At 59.1% G+C, this 21251-nt stretch carries 12 protein-coding genes; 3 read left to right on the top strand and 9 right to left on the bottom strand.

Annotated features, from left to right (window positions below):
• Nucleotides 1-101: 101 nt before the first annotated feature.
• The 7 genes from IEN85_RS00900 to IEN85_RS00930 form a co-directional block, all read right to left on the bottom strand.
• Nucleotides 102-1637 (bottom strand): alpha-N-arabinofuranosidase, encoded by a 1536-nt coding sequence (locus tag IEN85_RS00900; protein ID WP_224772379.1) that lies wholly within the window; start codon nt 1635-1637, stop codon nt 102-104.
• Nucleotides 1638-1646: 9 nt separating this feature from the next.
• Entirely contained in the window at nt 1647-2606 is a 960-nt protein-coding gene (locus tag IEN85_RS00905; protein WP_191615180.1) for an alpha/beta fold hydrolase, read from the bottom strand.
• Between the two features lie 40 nt (nt 2607-2646).
• On the bottom strand, nt 2647-4827 hold the full coding sequence (locus IEN85_RS00910) for a serine hydrolase domain-containing protein (RefSeq protein ID WP_191615181.1): 2181 nt from the start codon (nt 4825-4827) through the stop codon (nt 2647-2649).
• 38 nt (nt 4828-4865) lie between these two features.
• Nucleotides 4866-7415 (bottom strand): glycoside hydrolase family 2 TIM barrel-domain containing protein, encoded by a 2550-nt coding sequence (locus tag IEN85_RS00915; RefSeq protein ID WP_191615182.1) that lies wholly within the window; start codon nt 7413-7415, stop codon nt 4866-4868.
• Between the two features lie 105 nt (nt 7416-7520).
• Nucleotides 7521-9167, bottom strand: coding sequence for a LamG domain-containing protein (locus tag IEN85_RS00920; RefSeq protein WP_191615183.1), 1647 nt, complete (start codon nt 9165-9167; stop codon nt 7521-7523).
• Entirely contained in the window at nt 9164-9712 is a 549-nt protein-coding gene (locus tag IEN85_RS00925; protein WP_191615184.1) for a sigma-70 family RNA polymerase sigma factor, read from the bottom strand. The genes IEN85_RS00920 and IEN85_RS00925 overlap by 4 nt, the downstream gene beginning before the upstream one ends.
• Before the next feature lie 79 nt (nt 9713-9791).
• Nucleotides 9792-12704 carry a glycoside hydrolase family 2 TIM barrel-domain containing protein gene (locus IEN85_RS00930; RefSeq protein ID WP_191615185.1) on the bottom strand — a complete coding sequence of 971 codons (2913 nt, stop codon included), beginning with the start codon at nt 12702-12704 and terminating at the stop codon, nt 9792-9794.
• A 245-nt stretch (nt 12705-12949) separates the two neighbouring features.
• Between IEN85_RS00930 and IEN85_RS00935 the strand changes: the two genes are divergently transcribed.
• The 3 genes from IEN85_RS00935 to IEN85_RS00945 all read left to right on the top strand — a co-directional run bounded on the left by IEN85_RS00935 (nt 12950) and on the right by IEN85_RS00945 (nt 17632).
• Nucleotides 12950-15358, top strand: a complete 2409-nt coding sequence (locus tag IEN85_RS00935; protein WP_191615186.1) for a glycoside hydrolase family 88 protein — start codon at nt 12950-12952, stop codon at nt 15356-15358.
• 24 nt (nt 15359-15382) lie between these two features.
• Complete coding sequence (locus IEN85_RS00940; protein WP_224772380.1) at nt 15383-16360, top strand: glycoside hydrolase family 43 protein; 978 nt, start codon at nt 15383-15385, stop codon at nt 16358-16360.
• A gap of 174 nt (nt 16361-16534) precedes the next feature.
• Nucleotides 16535-17632: an arabinan endo-1,5-alpha-L-arabinosidase gene (locus IEN85_RS00945; protein ID WP_191615187.1), complete on the top strand. Its 1098-nt coding sequence runs from the start codon at nt 16535-16537 to the stop codon at nt 17630-17632.
• Nucleotides 17633-17669: 37 nt separating this feature from the next.
• On the opposite strand, the gene IEN85_RS00950 is transcribed toward IEN85_RS00945, so the two are convergent.
• Entirely contained in the window at nt 17670-18743 is a 1074-nt protein-coding gene (locus IEN85_RS00950; protein ID WP_191615188.1) for a glycoside hydrolase family 43 protein, read from the bottom strand.
• Between the two features lie 107 nt (nt 18744-18850).
• Nucleotides 18851-21241: a beta-galactosidase gene (locus tag IEN85_RS00955; protein ID WP_191615189.1), complete on the bottom strand. Its 2391-nt coding sequence runs from the start codon at nt 21239-21241 to the stop codon at nt 18851-18853.
• Between the last annotated feature and the right edge of the window lie 10 nt (nt 21242-21251).

Consider the following 21251-nt stretch of genomic DNA (forward strand, 5'->3'; position numbering starts at 1 on the left):
GCTTGTTTTTTAACCGCAGAGTTCGCGGAGTACGCAGAGAATTGAACCCAATATAGAATCTCAGCGATCTCCGCGTCCTCAGCGGTTGAATACTTTTCGTTTTAATCAATAGCGATCGTCACGAGGGACTTCGCCGGCAGTGAAACAACAAGCTTGCCGTTGGAAACCTTGGCTCCATCGAACTCGACAGGAACCAATGCGTCGGGGGCGTCGAAGGTGTTGCGGGCGTTCATCTCGTCGGCGGTCAGGATGCGGGCGGACTTCACAGACATACCCTTCATGCCGTCGAAGCTTAACTCGACGCTGCGGGCTTGATGGGGATCGATGTTTGTCAGGCTCACATGGATACGCCCTTCGTCGTTCTTGGAAACGGTGGCGCTGATCGCCGGCAACGTGTTGCCGGCGAACTCGTATTGGCCACGGTCCAATTCGAAGGGCAAGGCGGTTGCCTCGCGGTGCGGCTTGTAGAGGTCGAACACGTGGTAGGTCGGCGTACGCAGCATCCGCTCGCCATCCGTTAGGATCATTGCCTGCAAAACGTTTATGGTTTGGGCGATGTTCGCCATTTTAACCCGGTCGAGGTGCTGGTGGAAGATGTCCAAGGTTACGGACGCGGTGAGTGCGTCACGCAGGGTATTCTGCTGATAGAGGAAGCCCGGAACGGAGCCCTCTTCCTGCTCGTGCCAGGTGCCCCACTCGCCCACGATCAGCCAAACACGCTTTTCGGGGTCGTGCGCATCCATGATCGCGGTGTGATTCGTGATGAGCTCGTCCATCCACATGGCCCGCTTCATCAGGCGGTACCAGCCGCTCTCGTCGAAGTTGACCGCCTGGCCCTTATGGGTGCTCCAAGAGCCGTCGATCGTGTAGACGTGCAAATCGAGGCCGTCGATCCGGTCCCCCGCTCGCTCCATGACGACTTCGGTCCAGTTGTAGTCGGCTTCAGCTGGGCCAGTGGCAATGCGGAAGGGCCTGACGTTTTTGTAGCCGTGCAGGAAGGTCGAGAAGCGACGGTACAGGTCCGCGTAGTACTCGGGACGCATATGGCCGCCGCAGCCCCAGCTTTCGTTGCCCACGCCCCAATAGTGGACGTCCCACGGCTCTTCACGACCGTTTTCACGGCGCAGATTGGCCATCGGGCTCTCGCCGGGGTGGTTGATGTATTGCCACCAGTTGGCCATGTCCTCGACGGTGCCGCTGCCTACGTTGCCGACCACGATCGGCTCGGCTTCCAGCTCCTCGCACAAGGCGAGAAACTCGTGCGTGCCCACAGAGTTGTCTTCCGTTACGCCGCCCCAGAGATTGTTGACCACGGTCGGACGCTCTTCCTTGGGGCCGATGCCGTGCTCCCAGAAGTAGTAGTCGGCGAAGCAGCCGCCCGGCCAGCGCAGGTTCGGCACGCCGATTTCCTTCATGGCGGCCACGACGTCGTCACGGATGATGTAGTCGCCGTTGGCGTCCTTCTTCCAAAAGCCGTCGTAGATGCCGCGACCGAGGTGCTCGGCGAAGTGGCCGTAGATGTGGCGGCTGATGTGGCCGTTGGACTCGCCGGTATCGACGGTCATTTCATGGACTGGCTCCGCTGCGGCGAGAGAGGCCAAGGCAAGTCCGGATGCGAATAGGTAGGTTGATTTCATAAGCATAGACTAGTCCTTCAGCTGGGAGAAAAAGTCCACTATCACCTCGGTCGTTCGTAAGAGCTGGTCGTGGTGCAGGTTGTGTCCCGAGTCGTCGATGTGCACGAGCTTCCCGTTTTGCATTACCTTCGCAGCCTCTTGGTGGGCCTGACGTTGCTCGGGGGACGCATCGGCCTTCAAGATCAAGGCCGGAACCGAGATCGTCGCCAAGGCGTCCTCGGTCCGCATGCTGCCAGACATCGATTGCCACGCTTGGTCGCTGTAGGCGCCGTGGTACTGCTTTTTAGAGAGCGCCCAATACTGGCAATCCACCAGATTCCAGCGCGGATTGTCGCGGCGGGCCTTCGCCACGAGGGCGTCGTAGCTGTAGTTGTTCTGGGCAACGAGATACTCCGGCGAGTTGTGCATGCTGAACGACAGCGTTTCCGGATTCGGCTCGCGAGCAGGCGGTCCCGGGCGACGGGCCGGGGCCTTGCCATCATCATCGCGGCTTCCCGGAGGAGGTCCCCGACGACCCACAAACGGGTCGAGCATGACGACTGCCCGAGCCAGATCCGGATACTCGGCTCCAATGCGCATCACCGTGGCCGCACCCATGGAATGCCCCATGAGAATCGGTTTTTCGATGTCCATCACCCGCACGAACTCTACCACGTCCTTGATCAAGGTGTCGCCGTCGTCGTTGGGCGTGAAGGGATCCGAAAGTCCGTGCCCTCGCGTATCCAACATGTAGATATCGTAATCCTTCTGCAGCTTCCACGTGAGCGTCGACCAGCACACGCCATTGTCCGTCACCCCGTGCACCATGACGATGACAGGCTTTTCCGTTTCCGGAACCGCCCGGTAGTAGTGGACACGAATTCCGTTCACGTAAGCGTAGCCGCTTGTCCAATCGCCCGGGATCGGCGGGGCTCCCGCTTTAAGGATGGTTGAGGCGAATAGCAAAAGTCCTATAATGAGATAGCGCATGGGGTGGTTCCTGTATTTGAGGTTCAGATACATATATAGTTTAATCGAAATTCTTCACTTCGACGCTCCAATCCGGATCGCGAGCTAACTGGCTCTCCTTTCCGAGAAACATCTTAGACGCGTCCTTTTCGCCCTTGAGCTGCCAATCAAGCCAGGCGAGCGCCACAGGAGAATACTCGCCTCCGTGGGGCTGGGCATAGGTGCCGCCATGGCCGACGTCCAAGTTGGTCATGACAATCGGCACGTGCTGCACGCGGGCGAAATCGTCCATGGCGTTGTTGTAGGCGATGTCGCTCGGACCGCCCATCAGGTAGAGAACCGGACCATGAAAGCTCTCCAAGGCGTCCTTCTTCAGAGCAGGCATTCCGCGCATGGGAGACGGATCCTTCAGCACGCCACTGTTGCAAACCACCGTAGTCCGGATACGCGGATCGCCGGAAATTTCAATCGCCTGCAAGCCGCCGCAAGACATCCCCATGGAGGCCACCAGCTCCGGATCCACTTTTCCATAAAACACGCTGCCTTCGCTCTCGTTCTGTTCAAGAATCCAGTCAAGGGCCTCTAGGAGCTGGCTCGACTGCGTCTTCTGGTTGGCGAGATCGTCGCGCAGATCCAGCCGGTCCAGCAAGCCTATCCCCAGTACAAGGTACCCGTGCGAAGCGATCTCGTTTAGGAAGAGCTTATGCTCCTGCGTCGTGTTCACGCAGGCCCCATTCCCCCAAAGCAGGATGGGAAGCTTTTCGGAATCTCCGAAAGGCGACAAGTCCTTCGGCCGGTAGATCGTCATCCCCGGCAAGGACGCGTCCTCCGTAACGATCGCCGGATGCGGGCCACGTCCGCCCTCCTCCAGCACAACCTCTGCAACCGTTTCTCCGGATTCCGACAATCCCGCTAGCTCGTAGGCTTGGGCAATGAATTTTGGATACAAGGGCTCTAGGCCAAACATGTTGGTATAAAACAACGTCACCATATCGTTCTCCGGATCGATGGTGTAAGCCGTGCCCAGCATGCCGCCCCAGGCGAATGCGGAGTCCGAAACGGCAGGAGCGGGCTTTTTCTCCTCGTGTATCTCGAACCCAAGTCCGAATTGAAAGCCTTCCTCTGCGCCGCTATTCTCCGGTAAACGATCGATCATGGTCATCAGCTCCACCGTCTCCGGTTTCAGGATACGGTTTCCGTTGAAGATCCCCTTGTTGAGCAACATCTGGCAGAACTTCGCATAGTCCTCGATCGGACCATTCAGGCCAATCGCTCCCTCCGCGTAGGTCTGCTGTTCGCTAATCGTGCCCTCGCTGTACATATTGGTGCCGGGCTCCAGCTTTCCGTCCACGGAACGATAGGCTTTCACAAAACGATCCAAGGCCTCCGGTTCGTAGTACCAATCTGTATCGTCCATATCCAAGGGCTCGAGGATGGTCTCCTTCACGTACTCCTGTAGTGATTTACCGGATATGCGTTCCACAAGGTAGCCCAGCATATTCGAACTCACGTGGTAGTTCCACTTCGAGCCCGGATCGAACCCTAGCGGGTACTTGGCCAGGGCGAGCATTTCTTCTTCGAGGTACTTCGCCTCCGGGTTGCCTCCCCCGCTGTGCTGGCCGCTTGGCGTCTTGTCAGGCATCCTGCCACCGAAGCCAGCCGGAGCATCGTCGCCCTTGCGTTCGGCCCGGCGAATGTCTCTCACCTTGCCCGCGCCCAAGCCAGATGTATGCGTCATCAGATGCACGAAGGTCATGGGCGTTTCCACTGGCCGAGTCTCGTAGGTCCCGTCCTCGTGAACCTCCGTCACCACCTCGTCCGGGATCTCGGGAAAGAATTTCGACACGGGGTCGTGGATCGAGACAAGCCCCTGCTCCACCAAGGTCATAAACGCCACCGTGGTGACCGCCTTGGTCTGCGACATGAGAACGTAGTAGTCGTCCTCTTCAGCAGGAACCTTGTTTTCCACGTCCTTCCAGCCGAAGGCCTTCTTGTAAAGCACGTCGCCATCCTTCGCCACGAAGCCCACCACGCTGTTGAGCTTCTGGTCGTCTACAAAGGACTGCAGCAGCGCGTCCGTTTGCTCGATCTCCGCAGCGCTCACACCGAGGGCGGCGAGATCGGGATCGTGGTTAAACTCTTGGGGCGAGTCCGCAAAGGCACTCGCCACGGTTGCGGCAAATACAGCCGAGGCCGTTATGACGGACCTAGCGCTTGGATAGCTGCGAATCATCGTTCTCATTTGCATGTAGTCTGTTTTTAGATACTTAAAAGTTTAGGTTAGTCGCCGATTGCTAGGCTGACCGATGCGTCCGGCAGGCCGGGACTGCTCACCACGAGTCGCGCTTCGCCGGGTTCGAGCGTGGATTGCAACAAGGCAAGGGCCATTCCATAGTAGAGGGGTCGCTCGTTGCTCTGATAGCTGTCGTGATTCGCGAGGTCGCCATTGTCTACGCCGATCAGTTTCGCCACGCCGGAGAGCTCGAAGGTCAGCTGATTGTCGGCAAGTGGAACGAAGACGCCGTTCGCGTCGAAGGCCCGTACCGTCACGTGGGCAACGTCTCGGGCGTCGGCGGCTATCGACGCGCGGTCGATGGTCACCTCCAGTTTGGCCGGGTCGCCAGCCGTCCGCACGAATTCCGTCACCACCACGTTGCCGTCGCGGTCGTAGCCGACGGCCTTCAATTCGCCGGGTTCGTAGGGCACGTCCCAAACGAACTTCATGTCGCCCGTGGTGGGGCGAATCACGGTCTTGGCATAGCTGGCCCAGCCGCCTTCAGCCCCTTGGGCGGGAAATTCGTGCGACTTCGGGCCAAGGCTGCGTCCGTTTAGGAACAGTTCAACCACCGCGCAGTTGGTGTAGGCCACGACCGGTACGATCTCGCCAACGCGATCCGGCCAATTCCAGTGCGGCAACAGATGCACCATGGGATCGCTGGTCCAGATGCTCTGATAGAAATAGAACTGATCCTTCTTGAAGCCGCAGGTATCGAGCGGTCCCGGGCTGGCCCCTTTTCGTGGCCAGCGTGCCTCGCCGAGGTAGTCGATTCCCGTCCAGCCGAAGTCGCCGATCACGTAGTCGTTGAGTGAAACGAACCTCCAGATCCGTTCGGCCTGCACCGTATCGTCGAGGTAGAGCGCAGCCTCCGGTCCCTTGCCCGGCAGCACCCGTCTTTCCGAGAACGAAAATCCGCCGCCCAGCAGCGGGCCAAAGGTGTATTCACCGCGAGTGCCGCGAGCGGTCGTACTCTCGGTATGGACGAATTTGCGTTCCGGAAAATCGCGACGGTCATCGGAATGCAAAAGCTCGCGGCGGTCCCCCCAACGATCGGGGTAGTTGTATCCAACAACGTCGAGCAATTCGGTAAATGCCTCCGGAGCCCGGCCATCACCATTGAAGACATTGTCTAAGCCCGCCGTGACGGGACGCGTGGGATCCTCGCGATGGAAGATTTCTATGAGCTTTCCGAGTACCTCGATTCCGACCTCGGAGCGCTGCTCGCCGATTTCGTTGCCGGCGCTCCACATCACGATGGACGGGTGGTTGCGGTCGCGTCGGACAAAATCAACTACGTCGCGTTCGAACCATTCCTCGAAGATGTCGGAGTAGCCAAACTTGATTTGCGGCTTCCGCACCGTCCATTCGTCGAACACTTCGTCCATGACAAGCATCCCGAGCCGGTCGCAAAGTTCGTAGAATTCAGGAGCCATGGGATTGTGACTGGCCCGCACCGCGTTGCAGCCCATCTCCATCAGCAGTCGCAAACGACGCTCGAGTACCGCTTCGGGTACCGCTGCGCCAACTGCCCCTCCATCCTCATGCAGGCACATGCCACGGAGCTTGACCTGCTCGCCGTTGATCAGCAGGCCGCGATCCACGTCGTAGACGAGCTCACGGATGCCAAAGGTCGTTTCCACCGCATCGACCACCACGTCATCGACCCGCAGCTCAGACCTCGCCCGATAAAGCTCCGGCGTATCCGGAGACCAAAGACGCGGCGTGGGAACCTGCAAAGTCGCGGCCAGCTCGAGCTCCCCTCCCGCAGCGATTTCGGAAGGAGCGGATACCTCCTCTACATTCTGGGCGAGCGCCTCGCCACGCGAACCCAGAAGGGAAGTATGCAGCGTGAAACGCGTCCCCTCAGAGCGTTCGTTGCGTACGCTCGTCTGCACGTGAACGGTTGCCGCCTCGGCGGAAACCTCGGGGGTGGTCACGTAAACGCCGAATGGGGCGACCGCCAGCGGGTCGGTGATTGTCAGCCAAGTATGGCGGTAGATGCCAGACCCCGAGTACCAGCGACTATTCGGCTGATCGGAGTTGTCCACCCGGACGGCGATGACGTTGGGCGTGGAACCGTAGTTGAGGTGCGGCGTGAGGTCGTAATGAAAGGTCGCGTAGCCGAAGGGCCGCGTGCCTAGCTCGTGCCCATTGATCCAAACCGTGCTGTTCTGGTAGACGCCATCGAATTGGATACGGGCCTGCTTTCCACGGGCCTCGTCCGGCAAGGTGAAGGTCTTGCGATACCAGCCGACGCCCGTGGGAAGATAGCCGCCCGAACCACCGCTCGGCGCGTCTTTGTCGTATGGACCTTCGATGCTCCAATCGTGCGGCAGGTCCAGAGAACGCCAGCTTTCGTCGTCAAAGCCTGGGTTCTTGGCCTCCGGCTCGTCGCCGAGGGAGAACCGCCAGCCAAAGTCGAAAGTCTGCTGTTCGCGGACAGCCGTGGAATCAAGGCTGATTTGGTTAGGGTTAAGCGCGGCTTCGCTGGCGCCAAACGCCGTCGAGGCAAGAACGACACAGCACAGGATGGGCAGGATCTTCTTCATCATATGGGGTACTTTTCGAGGTTTAGGTAACGTAGTGGGGTATGTTGACGGGAGTTGAAAATTAGGGGTTGAGGGAGGCTCGCACGCACGCGGGAAGGCTAAGAAACGTCACCTTCGAAAGGCCAAAAGGTCCAAGTCCGGTCGGCCTTCCTGGTAGAGTGTCTCGATTTCCTCCGGCTCGAGAGCTCGGCTGAAAAGGCAAAATTCGTCCATCGACCCGCTGAAGTTGCGAATCATAAACGGGTCGTCCTCGGGAAACCCGCGAGCCGACCAATTGCCCAGCTCGGAGGGACCGACGCGGTACGGCGGCTTGATCATCAAAGCTTCGCGATCGACCTCCTGCCCATTCACAAAATGTGAAACACGACGGGAGCGACCATCAACGACAACTGCGAGGTGTATCCATCTTCCAATGTCATCTAGCTCAACTACTGGCGGACTGGCCACGATCTGGTAGTCTCCCGGCTGGTCGCCGACCACTGTCATCCCCAGTACACCGTCGTCGCGAAGCAGCCAGTGAATCGACTTCTCCATGAAGCCGTCGCTCATGAAAAGGGAATTCAATTCGCGATCCAATCCCTGCACCCGCACCCAGGCCGAAAGGGTCAGCGAATCGTATTCGCCCGGCACGTCCAACCGCACCCGATCGTTCACGTTTTGAAACTCGATGGCTTGCTTTCCGGGCCAGCGTCCCCTGCCCCACTGGCACCCAATCACCGACGCCATTTCCGCCACCGAACTTGACTGGGACAAATTGGGCAACTCCCAACGAGACGGGCTCGCTTGCTCGAAATCCAGCCGCACCAGCAGAGACTCCTCTTGATTCAATCGCTCGCCCATCACTTCCCAATAGTCCCGGCGCAGCGCCAGAGCCGCGGAGGATTCCGCGTGAAAATCATAGAGAGACGCGAACGCGGACCCGTCAGGCTGTATCCGTTGAACATCCCCTGTTTCGGTCACCAAAATTCCGATACCGCGTTCGACCGATTCCTCGGCAGAAGCATTTCGAGGACGTACTGCGGCCTGGCCGGCGAACACGTGAACCGCCGTCCCGCTGCCCTCCGCCTCAAAGCCAACGTTCGCCACTGTGGCATCGACGCTGGCATGCGGTCCATCGATGCGAAATCCGCTCGACTGCGATGGTATGTCAGCAGTGATCTTACCCTTTCGCACGGAAACGTGGTTCGGGGCTAGGAGGTAGATCTCCGCGGGCCCTTCCACGATCAAGCGGGCCCCTTTATAAAAAACGATCTGAGCCAGGCCCGACTCGAGCGTCAGCCACCCCGGCTCCAGAGAATCGCCCGCCACAGGTTGCCCTTCCGCATCCGCCCATCGAGCGCGAACGGTGCGGTCCAACATCGCCACCGCTTGGCTGCCGACTTGCCAATCAGGAGCTTGCTCGCGAACCCCGCTTTGCCAGACGCCCAAAGCAGCAAGCACCAGCAAGGCCGCCACTCCCCAAGCCCACCAAAGGCTACGCTTTGGCTTCGCTGCGGAATCGGGGTCTCCCCCGTCGAGAAAGCCTTGCTCCTCCGTATCGGTCTCCACTGACGAGAGCTGGTTCGCAGCGACGAACAAATCCTCGTCGGACCCCAACCGCGAATGCAGTTCGGTCCGCAAGATGTATTCATCAAGCGCCGCCGCATCGTTTCGCAGCAGCTCATTCAGGGCCCGGCACAGAGCCTCGTCGGCCTCGCCGTGGCAAACCGCCGCCACCGCGTCATCAAATTCTGGAGACGGAAATGCGAGCGTCATGTCGCCCCCTCCGTCCGAGTCGCGCCCTCGATGCACATTTGCAACGACTGGCGCACGCGCTGCAAGGCCTTATAAGTCGCTTCCACTGTCCGCCCCGACGCTTCCGCCAAGGCCTCGATAGTTTGGCGCTTGTAGTAATAGCCTTCCACCAAGGACCGCTTGTCCTCGGGCAGCTTTTCTAAACAGCCCTCCAACCGGCTCAAGCGGCGCTCCAATCGCGGCTTCAGCTCCTCACGTCGGACCACGATTTCCTCGGCCAGTCCATTCTCCAGCAATGCCTGCCAGCGCTTGCGTCGCTCCATCCACTGACGGGCCTTGTTCAGAGCGAAACGACAGGCCCAAGGGGTGAACGGTCTCGACGGGTCGTAGGAATCGAACTTCTCCCAAAGGGCGATGGCCGTCTGCTGAACGATATCCTCCGCGTCGGAAGCATTGGGCACTAGGGCTGCCACGTAGCGGAAGATTTCCCTCTCGCTTCGCAGAAAAAGCGAAAGGAATCGCTGCCGCTCCAACGCGTCGTCGCCCTGCTTCCCAGATTCAACCATTCATATCTACTTCCGGCCGCTCCCTGTTTTTGGACAAGTTTTCTTCAAAAAAAGCGTTCGCCACGGAATGGAGCATCGTTCAGTCGGCGAAAAGAACCTCGACCTTCGACTTGGGATAGCCTTCTGCTTTTACCGTGAGCGTCGCTCGTCCGGCCGTGCCGGGCTTGCTCCGCAGCACCGCGACTGCTTGTCCGTAGAACAAGGGATGGGTCTCGTCCGTGAGGGCGTCGAAGCCGATCGAGTTGCCATTGGCGACCCCCATGAAGGTGGCAGCCCCTTCGGTCTCGAAACTAAGTTCGTCCATGGCCCAAGGACACAGGCGGCCCTCGTCGTCGAGCAGCTTGATCGCCACGTAACAGAGATCCATACCATCCGCCTTCATGACCCTTCGGTCGGGCGTGAGCTCCAGCGTTGCCGGGGGTCCGGCCGTCTGGACCGCGGCCTCGCCGATCCGCTGTCCGTCACGATAAGCCACGACCTTCAGTTCGCCGGGTTCGTAGGGAATATCGAAAAAGCGGATACGGTAGGCGTCGACGACGTCGTAGTAGGGATTGCGGTTGGCCGTCTCCTTATCCAAAACCTCAAGCTCTCTCACGCTCGCCCAGCGGTTATCTGCGATTTCGTTCACCTCCAGCTTCACGAAGCGGGCGTCAACCCAATCGAACTCGATGGTAGTGAGCTCGCCGATACGTCTCTCCTCGCCGCCCACTGGCGTCCAGTTTTCATCATCACTCGAGATCAAGACCGCGTAGTCGTAGATCTCAGCTGCTCTCTCCCACTGGATACGGATCTGCTTGAAGGAACGCTCTTCTCCTAGGTCTACCTTGAGGAATTGCGGCGCGGTCCCGTCCGCAGCTGCCCAACGCGTGTTCGGGTTTCCGTCGAAGGCCTTGTCCGTGGTATTGTCCGTCAACACGTTTCCACCTTCGTCCTGCACCACCTGCGAGCTGCTGGCGTAACTAGTTTTCTGATACGCAATATTCGCGGTCTGCATCTGATCGGGGTCGACCTTCGACTTTCGCCCGATGCTGCGGCCATTGAGAAACAGCTCCGCTTCGTCGCCATCGGTATAGATGATGGCCGGCACTTGATCGCCCTCCGACCAGTTCCAGTGCGGAGAAAGGTGCACCGTGCGGTCCGCCTTGTTCCACTGGCTGCGGTAGAGGTAAAAGGTGTCCTTCGGCAGTCCCGCCAAATCAACGATGCCAAAGTAGCTGCTGCGCGCCTCGAGTTTTAGCTCTGGCGGCGAATTCACGCCACGAGCGGGCGTCGGTTCGCCGAGGTAGTCGAACCCGGTCCAAACGAAGTCGCCGTTGAGAAACCGATGCTTGCGCATGCGCTCGAATTCGTGCTCCGGGATATCTCCCCAAGGAGCAGAGGTCAGGATGAAGCCGTTTTGGAATCCGTCGTCGCCGAAATCGATCTTCGACTCGGGCAGATCCAGTTCGTAGTGGCCGCGGGTGCCGAAGGCCGATGCGGTTTCGCTGTAGATGACCGGCTTCTCGGGGTAGTTCTTGCGGAAGTTCATATAGCGCTGGGAGTAGTTCCAGCCCGAGCTGTCGAGCGCCTCGAAGATTCCCCACTCGCGTCGGGCTCCACTAGCCACGTGACAGCCCATGGTGGTGGGACGGGTGTTGTCGTACTTTTCGAAATACGAGACCATCTTCGCCACGTGCTCCGCCGACTTCCCATCGCGGTTGGTCAGCACCGCGCCATCCTCGTTGGCCACCGACCAAAGCATCACCGACGGATGGTTCCGATCGCGTCGCACGAAATTACGCACCTCGCGTTCCGCGTACTCGTTGACGAAGGTCGCCGTGTCCACATCCACCCCACCGGTACGATCCCACTTGTCGTAGAGCTCGTTGAATACGACGATTCCCAAGCGGTCGCACAGCTCCAAAACTTCAGGCGCTTCCGGATTGTGCGAAGTGCGCAGGGCGTTGACACCCATGTCCCGCAGGATCTCGAACTTACGCTCCACCGCTCGCGGAAAAAACGCCGCTCCCAGCATGCCGTGCGTGTGGTGCTCGTTCACCCCCTGCAAGTCCACGCGTCGCCCGTTAAGGTGAAACCCATCGTCGGCCGTCCATTCGTAGGTACGGATGCCGAAATTCGTATCCAAATTATCTGACATTCCTCTATCGGCGAGAATAGCGGTCTTCGCCGTGTAAAGGTGCGGGTGCTCCACGTCCCAGCGCTTGACCGCGTCGAGCTCGAATTGGAGAGTTGCCTTGATTCCCGCGACCGGCACCTCTACCGCTAGAGTTTCCGTTCGCACTACCTCGCCCAGCGGGTCCACGATTTCCACCACGACCTCAGCGGATTGAGCCTTTCCGGTTTCGTTCGCCAACTCCACGTCGACCTGCACCGACGCTTCATCGTCCTCGACTCGGGGCGTCGTAACCGCGACTCCCCAGTAGGGAATGTGCACCGGATCGACCAGACGCATCGAGACCTTGCGATAGATGCCTGCTCCCGGATACCAACGCGAATGGTGAGCTTGGGTATCCACATGCACCGCCAGCACATTTTCGCCTCCGAAGTTCGCCGCATCGGTCGCATCGATATGGAAGGAGTTGTATCCATAGATCCATGATCCGACTTCCTCGCCATTGAGGTAGACCGTCGGGTTGGCCATCACGCCGTCGAAGAGAAACTGCAACCGCTTCCCTTGGGCATCGGCGGGCAGTTCGAAAGTCTTTCGATACCAGCCCTCGCCCTTCCATTCCAGCTTGGCAGTATTCGGATCGCCCTCCGGGTCGAAATTCTTGTGGATCGCCCAATCGTGCGGCAAGTCGACCGCTTCCCAGGTCGAATCGTCGAAGCCCGGCTGCATCGCGGTGGCGTTTTCCCCTTCAGCAAAGCGCCACCCGAAATTGATGGGATCCGGCTTGGCGGATGGAAACGCGGCACTCGACAGCGTTGCCAGAATTAAAACGAAACAACCAGCCAAGCTGGCGCGAAAGAGGGACCGACGCGTCTTTGTCATTTTCAAAAAAATTTTGATAGGGTTTAGATCGCTGACGCAGCGAAGACGGCACACAGGCCGGCCGTCGGCTGAGCTCGCAGGGGAGCAGATTCGCATTTAGGGCCCGATCCCATCAAGATGTTACGGTTCGGTAATTAATCAAACAGTTTGATTTGCTTCCACATTCCCGCAGTGTTCCTTTTCTTCTGGTCCATCACTCCCACCGCGTTGAGAACACACCCCAGCCACATCACCCCTTTCATCCTATGCGAAATTCACTGTTGCTCACACTCACCCTCGGCCTCGCCGCCTTCGGTTCCGCCGAGCCTATCAATACCGCTCAGCAAATCCTCACCCGCCCCGACTCAGTAAAAGAGATCATGTTGCGCGTCGCCGACTACCAGGAGCGCGACTTCGGCGGAGAAATTCGCACCGACTGGAAAGCGGGCACCTACTACTCCGGCCTCTACGCCGCCTATCAAGCCACGGGGGACGAAGACTTCCGCCGCCAAGCCATCGCCTGGTGCGAAAACGCGGACTGGGAGCTCTCGGAAAACCACTTCTTCGCCGACGACATCTGCGCCGCCCAAACCTTCCTCGACGTCTACCTCGACGAGAAAGATCCCGAGATGATCGCCGACACCGTCGCCGCGCTCGAGCCCTACTTCACTCAGGAGACCATTCGCCGCGATCAGCTCGGCCATGCCGTCTGGCGCGACGAAAGCCGCCCCTTCACCGGCCGAAACGTCTGGTGGTGGTGCGACTCCCTCTACATGGCACCGCCGGTGCTCACCCGTCTGTATTCAGCGACCGGAGACCAACGCTACATCGACCTGCTGAACAATTTCTACTGGGATACCGTCGACTTCCTCTACAAGGAAAAGGACGGCCTTTTCGCTCGCGACGAAACCTATTTCGACAAGGAGACGCCTAACGGCAATCCCGTCTATTGGTCTCGCGGAAACGGCTGGGTCTACGCGGGCTTGATCCGCCTACTCGACCACTTGCCCGAAGACGATCCCCACCGCCAGGACTACATCGACCTCTTCGTCGAGATGACCCGAGCCCTCGTCGATCTGCAGCATGAAGACGGCCTCTGGCGCCCTGCCCTCAACGATCCGGACTGGAAGCCGTCGAAGGAAAGCAGCGGCACCTCCTTCTTCACCTACGGCCTGCTCGGCGGCATCAACCGCGGCTTCCTCGACAAGCAAGCCTACCTGCCCGTAGCGCTCAAAGCCTGGGAAGGCCTCGTCGGTTGCATCAACACCGACGGCCGCCTCGGCTACGCCCAGCTCGTCGCCGGCGGCCCTGCCCACGTTCGCCCCAGCGATTCCATCGACTACGCCCACGGCGCCTTCCTGCTGGCCGCTAGCGAACTCTACAAGATGGACCTGGACAACCAAGACTTCGCGGCGCTGGAAGATCCCTACGAAATCAAGACGCTCGCCCGCGACGGCGTCTGGACCTGGTTCAACGACGAACGCGTGCTCTACGACGGAGCCGGCCTCTACATCGGTTCCATCGACTCGGAAGGCGTCAGTCGCATAGACTACTACAGCACCATTCTCACTCAAAGCCCCTTCGCCTACCAGCCCAAGGCCTTGAGCAGCTGGAAGAGCAAGGACGACCACAACAACCCTGCCATCATCGAGCTCGAAACCGGCGACCTGCTCGCCGCCTACTCGAAACACCATCTCGAGCCCGTGTGGTACACCCGCCACGGCACGAAGAAAGGGCCCGACAACTGGCGAACTGTGGATTGGTCCGAGGAACAAGCCATCGAAGCCCCCGCCTACACGACCTACAACAACCTCGTGCAGCTCTCGGAAGAGAACGGACGCGTCTTCAACTTCATGCGGGTAATCGGCTGGAACCCGACCCTCGTGCTTTCCGAAGACAACGGAAAATCCTGGAGCGACCCCATCGAACTCGTGCGCTCGGGCAACGACAGGACCCGCCCTTACGTCAAGTACAGCAACAACGGCCAAGACCGCATCGACCTCATCTTTACCGACGCCCACCCGCGCAAGGACCACGAAAACAACGTCTACCACATGTACTACCAGGACGGCGCCTTCCATAAGAGCGACGGCACCCTCATCCGCACCTTGGAAGACATAAAATCGCAGCCGCTGGTTCCCACCGAAGCCACCCTCATCTACGACGGCACCGAAGCCGGTCGCGGCTGGGTATGGGATCTTGAATACGACGAGAAAGGCCAGCCCGTCGTCGCCTTCATAAACTCCGTGGATCACGAAATCGGCAACGACCTGCGCTACCGCATCGCCCGTTGGGACGACGCATCCAAAAAATGGACACAGGGCCAGGTCGCTTACGCCGGCACCCACCTCTACGACCGCGAGGAACACTACGCCGGCGGCATCGCCATCGACCCGCAGAACACCGACCAAATCTATCTCTCCGCCGACGTCGACCCCGCCACCGGAAAGCCCAACGCCACCGGCCGCTACCAGATGTTCCGGGGAACCTACCAAGACGGCTCCTGGAGCTTCCAGCAGCTCACCCACGACGCCCAGGTCGACAACATCCGCCCCATCGTCCCCCGCGATCACGACTTCGACAAAATCGCCCTCTGGGTGCGCGGACGCTATACCACCTACGAAGACTACGACACCGCCATCGTCGGCATCCTCGAAAAGCCCGGTACCGAATAGCAACCTGCAACACCCGTATCCACAATGAAACGACGCTTCAACGTCCTCGCTATTGCCGCCTCCCTTCTCGGCGTCGCCTCGCTCCCCGCAAAGCCAGCCGGCTATCTCTTCGCAACCTTCAAGGGGGAGCAAACACCGCTCACCGAGCAAATCTACTTTGGCTTCAGCGAAAACGGGCGCGACTGGAAAGCGCTCAACGACGGCCAACCTGTCCTCGTCAGCAAACAAGGAGAAAAAGGCCTGCGCGACCCCTACATCCTCCGGTCCCACGACGGGGAAAAATTCTACATGGTCGCCACCGACCTCAACATCAACCTGAAGCCAAACTGGAGCAACGCCGTACGCGCCGGAAGCCGGAGCATCGTCGTATTCGAATCGGCCGACCTCGTAAATTGGTCGGAGCCGCGTCTCGTGGAGGTTGCCCCCGAAGACGCGGGCTGCGCCTGGGCCCCAGAGGCCATTTACGACGACGTCAACGAAGACTACATTGTCTTCTGGGCCTCCACTACCGCGAGAGACGACTTTGCGAAACACCGCATCTGGGCAACTCGCACCGAAGACTTTAAAACCTTCGGCGAGCCCTTCATTTTCATCGAAAAACCGACCACCGTCATCGACACCACCATTATAAACAACGGCCAAGCCTACTACCGCTTCACCAAGGACGAGAAGTTCAAAGCCATCAACATGGAAACCGCGCCTCAGCTCGCCGGACCTTGGATCGATGTCGACGGCTTCACGCTTGCCCACCTGCGCGGTTTCGAAGGCCCGGAGTGCTACCAGATCGAGTCGGCTCAAGGCGACCAGCCCGCACGCTGGTGCCTCATTCTCGACAAGTACTCGACGGGCGAGGGCTACTATCCCTTCGTCACCTCCGACCTTGCTTCCGGCGACTTTGAACCCGCCGACGACTTCAGCTTCCCCTTCCATTTCCGCCACGGCTCCATCATCCCGCTCGACGCAGAAGAACTCCACCGCCTGCAGCAAAAGTGGGGCGACTGAGCCGCGGCTCGCTGAATACCTCAGTGTTCGTTGCGGATAGTCGGGTTCAGAGGCGGATCGCCAGGAATCTGACAGGTTTCCGCAGCAAAAAGCGCATGTAACCTGTAGAGGCACCGCTCGGGCAGAGCCTATGCCCGTTGCTTATCGTAACCAACCCCACAACCCGCGCTCACCATGAAAATTGCGACACTCCAATCTCTGTTTCTCGCCACGGCATTGACCACCAGCATAACCTCCGCTTCCGCACAGTCCGACGGGCCACCAAAGGATTGGCCGGACTTCTCCAAGCCGCACTCGGACATTCCCGTGCACGATCCGGTGATGGCCAAGGAAGGCGACACCTACTACTTGTTTTGCACCGGCAGGGGCATCGGGGTTTGGTCTTCGCCCGATCTCAAGCAATGGGTGCGACTCGATCCAGTCTTCAGCGAGCGTCCGGCGTGGGCAGTCGAGACCGTACCCACTTTTCGAGGACACATCTGGGCTCCCGACATCTACCACCACGACGGCACCTACTACCTCTACTATTCGATCTCCGCGTTCGGCAAAAACACCTCAGCGATTGGCGTAGCGACCAACACCACGCTCGATCCCGAAAGTCCGGACTTCGAATGGGTCGACCATGGCAAGGTCATCCAGTCCTTCCCCGGGCTCACCAATTGGAACGCCATTGATCCCAACATCGTCGAAGCCCAAGACGGCACCCCCTACATGTCCTTCGGCTCCTTTTGGGGCGGGCTCAAACTCGTGGAGATCAATCCCGACCTTATCAGCCTCGTCGAAGAGGACCCGATAAACCTCCCCACCATCGCCAGCCGCAAGACCGATCCCGAAGCCCCCAACCCGCCTGCTCCCGGCAACAACCCTGTGGACGCGGGTGGCAACGCCATCGAGGCCCCCTTTATTTTCCGCCACGGCGACTATTATTACCAATTCGCCTCCATCGACTACTGCTGCCGCGGAGCCGACAGCACCTACAAGATGATCGTGGGTCGCTCTGAAACCGTCAAAGGCCCCTATCTCGACCGAGAAGGCAAGCGCATGGATCGCGGTGGCGGCACCATCCTCCTCGAAGGCGACGAAAACTGGTACGGGGTTGGGCACAACTCCGCCTACACCTTCGATGGCACCGACTACCTCATCTACCACGCTTACGACGCCTCTCACGAGCGCGGACTCGCCAAGCTGCGTATCAACAAGATCGACTGGACCGATGACGGCTGGCCCACCGTCGGCGAGCTCGTCACGCCCGAGGAAGCGAAAGACGAGTAGCAAAAACGCGCCCAGAGCCCCTCAGACAATCGACTCCTTACTCCGCCAGGCCGAGCGCCTTCTGCAAGTCGTCGTATTCCGGATCGCCGTCTAGGTCCACCCGCTGGCGAAGGATTTCCAGATGGTCCCCGCGGTCGGCCATGTCGAAGAGCTTACCACGGGCGTTGTAGAACGGACGATGCAGCACCATCATGAGATCGCCCTCGAAGGTGTGAAACAACATACCGTGCCCGGAGTCACGTTTCACCAGCGGATCGAGCTGCTCCCACGGGCCCATCAAGGTTCCCGACTCCGAGCGCGCGATCGCCTGCACATAGCTTCCAGACTCGTAGCTCGACCAAAGCATCAAAAGCACGTCGTCCTTGGTGCGATAGAACTGAGGTCCGTCGGTCACGTAATGTAGTCCCGCGTCGGATACTTCAATCGACTGGTTGAGCCAGGGAGCATCGGAAGCCTTGAAAAGGTGGATCGGATCATCGATCGCTCGCGACAAGTCGTCAGACACCTTCACCGCTTCGATGGTACCGTCGATTCTCTGCAGCCACTCGTGAGCGTAGACCATCCACGGCTGCTCGTCTTGGTCGACGTACAGCGTTCCGTCCAGAGTCATGAGGTCCTTCGGCACCACGGGGCCGTCCTTGTTCAGCATTTCAAAAGGACCGTCCGGCGTATCCGAAACGGCAGTGATCGTACCCCGCACGTAAGTGTCGCGCCAAGTTTCTGGTGGACGCTTGAGATAGGCGTCGCTGTCGTGCAGCGTCACGAAGAGATAGAACTTACCTTTGTACTCATGCACCTCCGGCGCCCAGTTCCCCTCTTGGGCAAAGGAATCCTCCGGAACCGTGAAGACGACCTTCGGCGGATCCCAGTTCTTCAAATCCTTCGACGTGTACGCCATGGTCCCGAGCTCCTCCACGCCGGTCAGTCTAGAGACGTTGCGGGTATACAGGTAATACGTCTGAGTCGGCTCATGAGCCACGATAAAGGGGTCGTGCAGCGGCATGTCCGGCATGTACATGGCATTCGACTCTCCATTACTCGAATCTGCCTCAAGGAATGGAGCAACTATCACGCAGGTCAGGCTAAAAGCAGCATGTATCCATTTTTTCATATCTGTACAGTTTGGTCAAATTCAAGTGTTCCCAAAAATTTGTCGCTACCACAAAAGCAGCGAAAAGCTGGCTTGGAGTCGGGAAGCTGCCGCTGAACCGCCCGTCGCTACTGACCGAAGGTCAAACGCGTGCGGTACTCGCTCTGGGCGGCGGGGTCCTCGATGCGTAGCAGCGGCTTGCCGCGCTCTTTGATTTCCGCCTGCACTGATTCCGGCAGATCCAGCAGGTAGCTCACATCGGGATGAACCGGGTGGAAAACAAAGATCATTTCCTCGTCAGCCAAACGGTCCGCAAACTTGCGCAGGCCGATATCCCATGGCTGGCCGAAATAGAAGTGGTCCGCCACCAGCTCACCTCCGATGAAGGCGGCCACGCGATCTCCGATGTACGGCAACTGTAGCCATATGTCGTCCGTCTGTAACTGTCCTTCGGATACGGATAGCGCCAAGCGGCGATCGCCAATACGACGTACCTCAACCGGCGGCTCCACGGCTTCGAATTTCACTTGCCAATCGGCAAAGCCGTTTTTCTGTCCGGACCTGGATTCCACCACTCCGCGGCTCGACCGCAGCTGCGAGACTGCAGTTTCCGGATAGACCCGCAGACGTATCGAAGATTTACCTACGGTGCGAAGCTCCAAACCCTCCGGTGCAGGAAATCCGTCCGCATCGGCAAACACCAGTTTGCTAGCGTCCGCATGCACAAGAGAAAGGGCCAGCTCCCGTGGGACCACCAGAAAATGCTGGTTGCCAAGGCGAAAACGGAACGACTTGTCCGGTGCTCCGCTTACCACAGTAACCTCCCCACGTCGCTTCGCCGTGCTACCATCCTCGGTTTCGAACGCATGCTTCCCTTCGAACACCAGCTCTGGTTGCATGCCGTCAACCGTAATGAAAACCGTATGCGTCTCGTCGCCATTTCGCAAAACGGTCAGCGGCTGGGCAGTCGCGGTACGCAGCGTCAGGTCGGCGAGTTGGAGGTTGAACGGAAGCACCCCGCTCGCGTCTTTGGCCAGTGTGAAGGTACCGTCGTTTGGAAAGGCGATCTTCTCGTCGTTCTTTCCTTCGAGTTCCAAACGCAGGCTAGTTAGGTCGCGGTTTTCGACATGGTCCTGAAAATTGTGCAGGAACAAAAAGCCACATCTGCCATCCGTCCGCACCGCCCATCGCAGCGTATCCACGTCGCTGGGTTCGATCGCGGCATTGGGCTCCGGAAGGAGCGGCGGCATGGGCGCTAGCTGGTCGCCCCAGTTGTCCAGCAGCAAGTGCAGCAGCTTCAGCTCCCGGTGGTGCAGGCGCATTTCGCCGTATTCGCCAATCGGGGCTTGGTAGTCGTAGTTGATGCGCGGTAGCCCACCGGACTGCTCGTTGAAGAAGTGCCCATCGATGACCGGATTCGATCCACCGTGATACATGTAGTAGCCGATTCCGTTCGCTCCGCTGCCTAAGGTCCTCACGATCAGCGGGGCCAAGCTGGAGGGCAGCACTGTGGTGCGACGCTTATAAGTCAGCGAAATCCCTGCCCCTAGCTCGGCAGGGATCGATGGATACAAATCGGCTTCGTAGCTGATCGGCGGGTAGTCAGGGTTCAAGCGAATATCCTTGAACAAATAGAAGTCAGACGGCGCGGGCGGTGCCCAAAATGGATACGCATAGCCTGCGGTGACCGGGATGCTACCATTCTCTACGATCGCAGCATTGCCCCACCCAGTTGCGGTGTAGATCGGAACGTCTATGCCATGGGAACGGGCGATCTTCTTCAAGGTCGCCATGTGGTCGCGCCCTTCGTCGGCGAACTTGTTTTTCGGTCCGCCCGCGGTTATCTGGTAATGAGTCACGTCGACATCGCGATCGGCCACCGTCAATTCCCGTGGAGCACCTGGGTAGGTCCACTCCCACGGCGCGGCGCTGTGCTGGTATTCGTTTTCCAATTGCACGCCAACCACCGGTCCACCGTCCTTGAACAGCAGCCCATCCAACTGCTGGGCAATCTGGCTATAAAGTCGGTCTGCGTAAAAGAGATATCCCGGATCATTGGAGCGGATTTCCACGGGTCGTCCGTAGATCCAGTCCGGGATGCCACCGTTGCGAACCTCGCCATGGCAAAAAGGCCCCATGCGCACGATGGCTCGCACGTCGTTCGCAGCGCAAAGCTCCAAAAACCGTCTCAAATTGAGATCGCCCTCCCAGTCAAAATCGCCTTCGGCACGTTCGTGCATGCTCCAGAACACGTAGGTCGCGATCAGATTGATACCTCCGGCCTTCATTTTGCGGATGGCTTCACTCCAATATTCCGCCGGATAGCGCGAAAAGTGGATTTCCCCAACGACTGGAATCCAAGGTTCTCCGTTAAGCTCAATGTATTGATTATTCACCGACACGCTCTCACCGGTCACACTCTCCCCTCCTAGATCGAGATGCCCACGCCGCACTGGCGGCAGCGGCTGGTCCAGGTCGAGCGAATATGTGCTCTGAGCGTTCAGTTCAGGTAAAGCCATAAGAAGGGTT

It is taken from the genome of Pelagicoccus enzymogenes (assembly GCF_014803405.1).
GTDB classification, from domain to species: Bacteria; Verrucomicrobiota; Verrucomicrobiia; order Opitutales; family Opitutaceae; genus Pelagicoccus; species Pelagicoccus enzymogenes.